The organism is Deinococcus rhizophilus (assembly GCF_030271215.1).
In the GTDB taxonomy this organism is placed as follows: Bacteria; Deinococcota; Deinococci; order Deinococcales; family Deinococcaceae; genus Deinococcus; species Deinococcus rhizophilus.
On the sequence record NZ_JASNGB010000151.1, the window covers coordinates 733 to 7,206 of the forward strand.

Below are 6,474 nucleotides of genomic sequence, written 5' to 3' on the forward strand. Positions count from 1 at the left end.
CGCGGCCCTGCAGCAGATCGGTCCGGCGGCGCGGCAGGACCTCGGCGGGCGGCGGGCCGAACTCGTCACGGACGATGTGGCGGGCACGCTGGCGGCGCTGCGGCGTGACCCCAACGTGGAGTACGCGGTGCCCAACGCCGTGCTGCGGGCCCAGGCCACGGCGGCCCCGGTCGAGCCCACCGACGAGTACGCGGGCCTGCAGTGGGCCTACCGCCTGCTGGGGTACCGGGCCGTGTGGCGCGACATGGAGGACGGAGGCTACACCCGGCCCGTCACGGTGGCGGTCGTGGACTCGGGGGTGCGCTACGACCACCCGGACCTCGCCGGGTCGCTGCTGGGGCCGGACGAGGGGGCGCTGGACGTGCTGGGCTTCGTGCCCGCAGGCCAGGCGGGGGCCTACGACAACGGCGACGGGGACGGCCCCGACCGTGACCCCACCGACCCCGGCACCCCGGCCCGCCGGGGGGGCAGCCACGGCACCCACGTCAGCGGCATCATCGCGGCCCGCTGGGGCGAGATCGCCGCGTTTCCCGGCTGCGCGGGGTGCAGCACCAGCGGGGTGGTGGGCGCCGCCTACAAGGCGCCGGTGAAGGTCCTGCCCCTGCGCGCCATCGACGCGCAGGGCAACACCGAGGTCTCGGACGTGGTGAACGCGGTGCGCTACGCGGCGGGGCTGCCCGTCACGCTGGGCACGCACACCTACCGGCTGGACCGTCCGGCGCAGATCATCAACCTGAGTCTGGGGGGCGACATCCCCGCGAGCCAGGCCGCGCCGCTGTGCGAGGCGGTCGCGGAGGCCACGGCCGCCGGGGCGCTGGTCTTCGCGGCGGCGGGCAACGGCTACGGCACCACTCCCTACTACCCGGCCGCCTGCGAGGGCGCGGTGGCGGTGGGGGCGGTGACCCTCTCGGGGGCCAGTGCGCCCATCCAGGCCAGCTACTCCAACCGGTACCCGGCGGTGCAGCTCGCCGCGCCGGGCGGGGTGGACCTGACGGGAGCGACCTACCACAACGGCGGGCAGCTCAACGGCAACCCCTATGCCGACGTGATTCTCTCGACCGACTGGGACTACGGCAAGAACCAGCCCACCTACATGGGGCAGGCCGGAACCAGTCAGGCCACCCCGCAGGTGAGTGCGCTGGCCGCGCTGCTGCTCAGCAAGGGCGTGACCCAGGGCCGGGACGACACGCTGGCCCGGCTGGTCGAGACGGCGACCGACATGGGGACCAGTGGCCGCGACGACGCCTTCGGGTACGGGATGGTCAACGCGGCGGCGGCGCTGGGGGCTCCGGCGGTCACGGACACCCTGGGCCTGCGGCTGTGGGACACGCGGGGCCTGGCCTATCAGCCCGCGCTTGACGCGCTGGGGCGCTTCACGGCCTACCTGCCCGACGGCACCTTCCGGGCGCTGGCCGGGCGCGACCGCGACGGCAACGGCATCTACGGCGAGACGCACGAGCCGGGTACCGAGCGCGGGGCCACGCTGGGGCCGGACCGGACGCGGGTCGACCTGGGCGAGCTGAGTCCAGCCCCCTGAGCGCGGGGCCAAGGCTCTTTGCAGCAGCCCTGGGTGCGGAACTTTCCGGCCCGGGGCTGCCCCCTGTCTGCCCTCTGTGACCTGCTTGACAGTCCTCCCGCCGCCGCCTACCCTGAGCGCACGTTCAGAGCTTGAGCTGCCGTTCATGTTTCCCTGCCCGGACCACCGTGGTCCGAGGGGGGCATGGCGGCGTACCCGGAGGGTTCATGAAGAAACTGCTGCTGACCGCCCTGCTCACCACGCTGCCCACGGCCGGTGCCGCGACCCTCGTTTACGGCGCCAACGGCGACCCGGTCAGCCTGGAGCCGGGCAACATCACCGACGGCATCAGCATCCTGGTGCAGCACCAGATTTACGACACGCTGGTGGCCTTCAAGGACGGCACCACCGACACTGAGCCGGGTCTGGCGACCAAGTGGACCAGCAACGCCAACGCGACCCAGTGGACCTTCACCCTGCGCCAGGGCGTGAAGTTCCACGACGGCACCGCCTTCAACGCGGACGCGGTCGTGTACAACTTCAGCCGCTGGTGGGACCCCAAGCATCCGCAGGGCTTCCGCAACCAGGGCCGCACCTTCGAGATCTGGGGCCAGCTGCTGGGCGGCTACAAGGGCGACGCCACCTCGGTCGTCAAGAACATCGTCAAGGTGAACAACACCACCGTGCGCTTCGACCTGAACAAGTCGTCGAGCGTCTTTCCGGAAGTGATCGGCGCGGGGTATTTCGGCATCGCCAGCCCGACCGCCATCAAAAAGGACGGGGCCAAGTACGGCACTCCGGCCAGCAAGCCCATCGGCACCGGGCCCTTCATCTTCCAGAGCTGGCGCACGGGTGACCGGGTGACCCTCACGCCCAACAAGACCTACTGGGGCACCAAGGCCAAGGTGGACGGCCTGATTATCCGCGCCATCAAGGACTCCTCGCAGCGCCTCAACGAGCTGAAGGCGGGCACCATCGACTTCACCTCCGACCTCACGCCCGACGCCCTGCGGAGTGTGCAGGCCGACCGCAACCTCACGGCGGTCAAGAAGCCCTCCTTCAACGTGGGCTTCCTGAGCCTGAACAACCGCAACCAGTACATCAAGAACGACAAGGTGCGCGAGGCCATCTCGATGGCGATCAACCGCAAGGCCATCGTGGACGCCTTCTGGAACGGGCTGGGCATCAGCAACGCCAGCTTCCTGCCGCCCGTGCTGGCCTGGGCCAACTCCAAGAATGTCCCGGCCACCTACCGGTTCGATCCGGCCGCCGCGAAGAAGATGCTGGCCGACGCGGGCTATCCGAACGGCTTTTCCATCGACCTGTGGTACATGCCGGTCAGCCGCCCGTACTTCCCCACCCCCAAGCCCATCGCCGAGGCCATCGCCGCGGACCTCAGCGCCATCGGCATCAAGGTCAACCTCAAGACCGAGGACTGGGCCAAGTACCTGGAAAGCCGCAACAAGGAACCCGGCTTCGACATGTACATGATCGGCTGGACCGGCGACTACGGCGATCCCGACAACTTCTACGGGGCGTACTACGGCCCGACCGCCAGCGACGATATCAACTGGAACCCGGCCGAGCTGCAGCGCCTGCTGGAACAGGGCCGCGCCGCCGTGGGCCGCACCGCCAAGGCCCGCGTGTACGGCCAGCTGCACGAGATCACCTACAAGGCCAACTACCGCCTGCCGATGGTGCACAGCCAGCCGCTGGCCGCCGCCCGCACCTACGTGCGCGGCTGGGTGCCCAGCCCCCTGGGCAGCGAGGCCTTTAACAACATTTCGCTGGTCGGCAAGCGCTAAGCCGCCATTTCTAACGGGAGGGCGCGGGACCGTGGGCAGAATCGGAAAGCCCGCCCCGCGCCCTCCCCCATGCTCACGAGAGAGGAGCCGACATCTTGGGCAGTTACGTCATTCGCCGCCTGCTGCGGACCCTGCTGGTCATGATCGGAATCAGCGTGGTGGTGTTTGCCTTTGTGCGGTCCATTCCCGGCGACCCGGCGACCGCGCTGCTGGGCGAGCGGGCGACCCCGGCCGCAGCGGCGGCCCTGCGCGAGCAACTGGGCCTGAACAAGCCGTGGTTCATCAACTTCGGCAACCTCGGCAACCCGCTGGACGCGCAGTACCCGCGCTACGTGGCCGGACTGCTGCAAGGGGACCTGGGCAGCGGCCTGAAAAGCAATATCCCGGTGCGCGACGAACTCGCCTCGCGCTTCCCGGCGACCGCCGAGCTGAGCATCGCGGCGCTGCTGTTCGCCCTGTTGATCGGGCTGCCCGCCGGAATCATCGCGGCGCTGCGGCGCAACAGCGCCTGGGACAACCTGGCGACCACAGTCAGTCTGGTCGGCGTCAGCATGCCGGTGTTCTGGCTGGGGCTGCTGCTGTCGTATTTCTTCGCGGTGCGGCTGGGCTGGCTGCCGCCCTCGGCGCGGCTGGGCAACGAGACAGTGCTGGAGCCGGTCACCGGGTTTTACGTGCTCGACGGGCTGCTGCGCGGGCAACCGGCCGCCGCCTGGGACGCGGTCCGGCACCTGATTCTCCCGGCCATCGCGCTGGGCAGCATTCCGCTGGCGATCATCGCCCGCATCACCCGCTCGAGCCTGCTGGACGTGCTGGGGCAGGACTATGTCCGCACCGCACGCGCCAAGGGGCTCTCGGCCCGCAGCGTGACTCTCAAGCACGCGCTGAGAAACGCCATGTTGCCGGTCGTGACGGTGATCGGGTTGCAGGCCGGAGCGCTGCTGGGCGGCGCGGTCCTGACCGAGACGATCTTTTCGTGGCCGGGGCTGGGTTCGTGGGTCTACGACGCGATCAGCCTGCGCGACTATCCCGTCATTCAGGGCGGGGTGATTTTCGCGGCGCTGGTGGTCAGCGTGGTGAACCTGCTCGTGGATCTCAGCTACGCCACCCTCGACCCGCGCATCCAGTACAGGTGAGTTCATGACTGCCGCTGTTCCTGCTCCTCCCAAGACCGGCCGGGCACCCAGCGTGTTCTGGCGCCGCTTCCGCCGCTCTACGCCGGGCAAGGTGGGCGCCGCCATCGTGGCGGCCTTCGCGCTGCTGGCGATCTTTGCCCAGTGGCTGGCCCCCTACGACGCCCGGTCGGAACCCAACAACTTCATTCAGCGCCTCAAGCCGCCCAGCGTCGCTGCCCTCTGGAACGAGGAGGTCGCCGCCGCCTACACCGACCCGGTCACGGGCAGGACCAACATCTGGGCCGCGCCGTTCGGCACCGACGACCGTGGCCGCAACGTCGCCCGGCGGGTGCTGCACGGTGCCCAGCTCAGCCTGAAAGTCGGCATCGCCAGCACGCTGCTCGCGCTGGTCGTGGGCACGCTGCTGGGCGTGCTGTCCGGGTATTTCGGCGGCTGGCTGGACACCGTGACAGGCTACCTCAGCGACGTGATGCTGGCGTTTCCGTCCATCCTGCTGGCCATCGGGTTCGCCAGTATCTTTTCCAGCGACACGCCGCCGCTCCCCATCGCGGCACTCGACCGGCTCTTCGCGCTGAACAGCCCGCAACTCGTCACGGCGATGCTGGCGGTGTCGCTGGTGCAGGTGCCCGTCTATATGCGGCTGGCCCGCGCGGTGGTCCTGAGCGTGCGCGAGCGCGAGTTCGTGCAGGCGGCGGGGGCGCTGGGAGCCAGCCAGGGCCGGATGGTCTTCCGGCACGTGCTGCCCAACAGCCTCTCGCCCCTGATCGTGCAGGGGGCACTGAGCATCGCCACGGCCACCATCGAGGTCGCCGCGCTGGGCTTCCTGGGGATCGGGGCGCAGCCGCCCCTGCCCGAGTGGGGCACCATGATCAGCGACTCGCGGCAGTACTACATCGACGCGCCGTGGACGATGATCTTTCCGGGCCTCGCCATCTTCCTGACTGTGCTGGGCTTCAACCTGCTCGGAGACGGCTTGCGGGACGTGCTGGACCCCCGAAGCACGCAGTAGCAGCAGTCACCAACAGCGAGGGGGGCAGAGGGTGGGAGAAACGTCCCGGTCCTCTGCCCCCTCTGCATTCAGGCGCTCTTTGTTCAGGCGCTCTGCGTTCAGGCCAGGGCCGCCGCGAGGTCGCTCAGGTCCTCGGGGCGATAACGCTGCCCGGTGGCATGCAGCAGTTGCCGCACCAGCCGCAGTTCGGAGAGGCGGGCGAGGTCCAGCCGCGCCGCGCCGCTGCCCCCGGTGCCCGCCTGCCCGGTCAGGTCGACGAGGGTGTGGTAGGGCTGCAGCAGGCCGGTGGGAAGGGGCCCGCCCGTCAGCACGACCAGGTCGGCCCGCTCCGAGAGCGAGGTGAGGGCCGAGTCACGCCGCCCCACCGGAAAGGCGCGGACTCCGGCAGGCACCTCGCGGGCGAAGCGTTCGGCCTCGGGGTAGGAATCGGCCACGATGCCCACGCTCCCGAAACCCAGCCGCAACAGCGGGAGGGCGCGGGCGAGGTCACTGCCTGAGCCCAGCAGCAGGGCGCCCGCGCCGCGTGCCGCGTAGCCGCTTCCCTCCACCGCGTCCATCAGCGCGTCCGATAGGGCGTAGGTGCCGTGCGTCCCCGCCCCAAAGGCCACCGCGTCCACCCGGCCCACCCGCCGGGCATCGGGGTCGGGGTCCACGTGTCCGGCAAAGGCCACCTCGCGCGAGGGGTGAACGAGCGCCCCCACGAAGCGCAGGGTGCGGCAGGCGTCCAGCACGGCGGCGGGGTCCTCGTCGGGGACAGGCACGGCGAGCAGACCGGCTCCCCGCAGGGCGCGGGCGGCGTCGGCGGAATACCCGATCAGGGCCAGGGGGGACTCGCTGGGGGGGCGCATCGGGGGGCAGTCTAGCGCCCGGCAGGGAAGCGGCGCCGCCTCCAGTTGGGGGCAGCGCCGGGGCGGGGAGAAAAACTCAGTTCTGGCGCTTCTGGTCGCCCTGCTTGGCGCCGTCGCCCTGGGTCGCGCCGCTCACAGCAGGCGAGTCGGGTGCGGGCGAGCC

5 protein-coding genes are annotated in these 6,474 nt (G+C 70.4%); 4 read left to right on the forward strand and 1 reads right to left on the reverse strand.

Features of this window, described 5'->3' with window-relative positions; all coding sequences use genetic code 11:
- From QOL99_RS13255 to QOL99_RS13270, 4 genes are all read left to right on the forward strand, one after another.
- Positions 1–1,537, forward strand: a 1,537-nt coding sequence (locus tag QOL99_RS13255; RefSeq protein WP_285524499.1) for a S8 family serine peptidase, incomplete at its 5' end; no start/stop codon positions are given.
- A gap of 206 nt (positions 1,538–1,743) precedes the next feature.
- Entirely contained in the window at positions 1,744–3,321 is a 1,578-nt protein-coding gene (locus QOL99_RS13260) for an ABC transporter substrate-binding protein (RefSeq protein WP_285524501.1), read from the forward strand.
- Between the two features lie 95 nt (positions 3,322–3,416).
- A complete protein-coding gene (locus tag QOL99_RS13265; protein WP_285524503.1) occupies positions 3,417–4,454 on the forward strand; it encodes an ABC transporter permease in 1,038 nt (345 codons plus the stop codon).
- 4 nt (positions 4,455–4,458) lie between these two features.
- Positions 4,459–5,463 (forward strand): ABC transporter permease, encoded by a 1,005-nt coding sequence (locus tag QOL99_RS13270; RefSeq protein WP_285524504.1) that lies wholly within the window; start codon positions 4,459–4,461, stop codon positions 5,461–5,463.
- 98 nt (positions 5,464–5,561) lie between these two features.
- Here QOL99_RS13270 and QOL99_RS13275 read toward each other — a convergent pair whose 3' ends face one another.
- On the reverse strand, positions 5,562–6,311 hold the full coding sequence (locus QOL99_RS13275) for a shikimate dehydrogenase (RefSeq protein WP_285524505.1): 750 nt from the start codon (positions 6,309–6,311) through the stop codon (positions 5,562–5,564).
- Positions 6,312–6,474 lie beyond the last annotated feature (163 nt).

Bases quoted from the DNA above. Each gene is read 5' to 3' on its own strand.
- QOL99_RS13260 (WP_285524501.1), top strand. From the start codon at position 1,744: ATGAAGAAACTGCTGCTGACCGCCCTGCTCACCACGCTGCCCACGGCC.
- QOL99_RS13270 (WP_285524504.1), top strand. From the start codon at position 4,459: ATGACTGCCGCTGTTCCTGCTCCTCCCAAGACCGGCCGGGCACCCAGC.
- QOL99_RS13275 (WP_285524505.1), bottom strand. From the start codon at position 6,311: ATGCGCCCCCCCAGCGAGTCCCCCCTGGCCCTGATCGGGTATTCCGCC.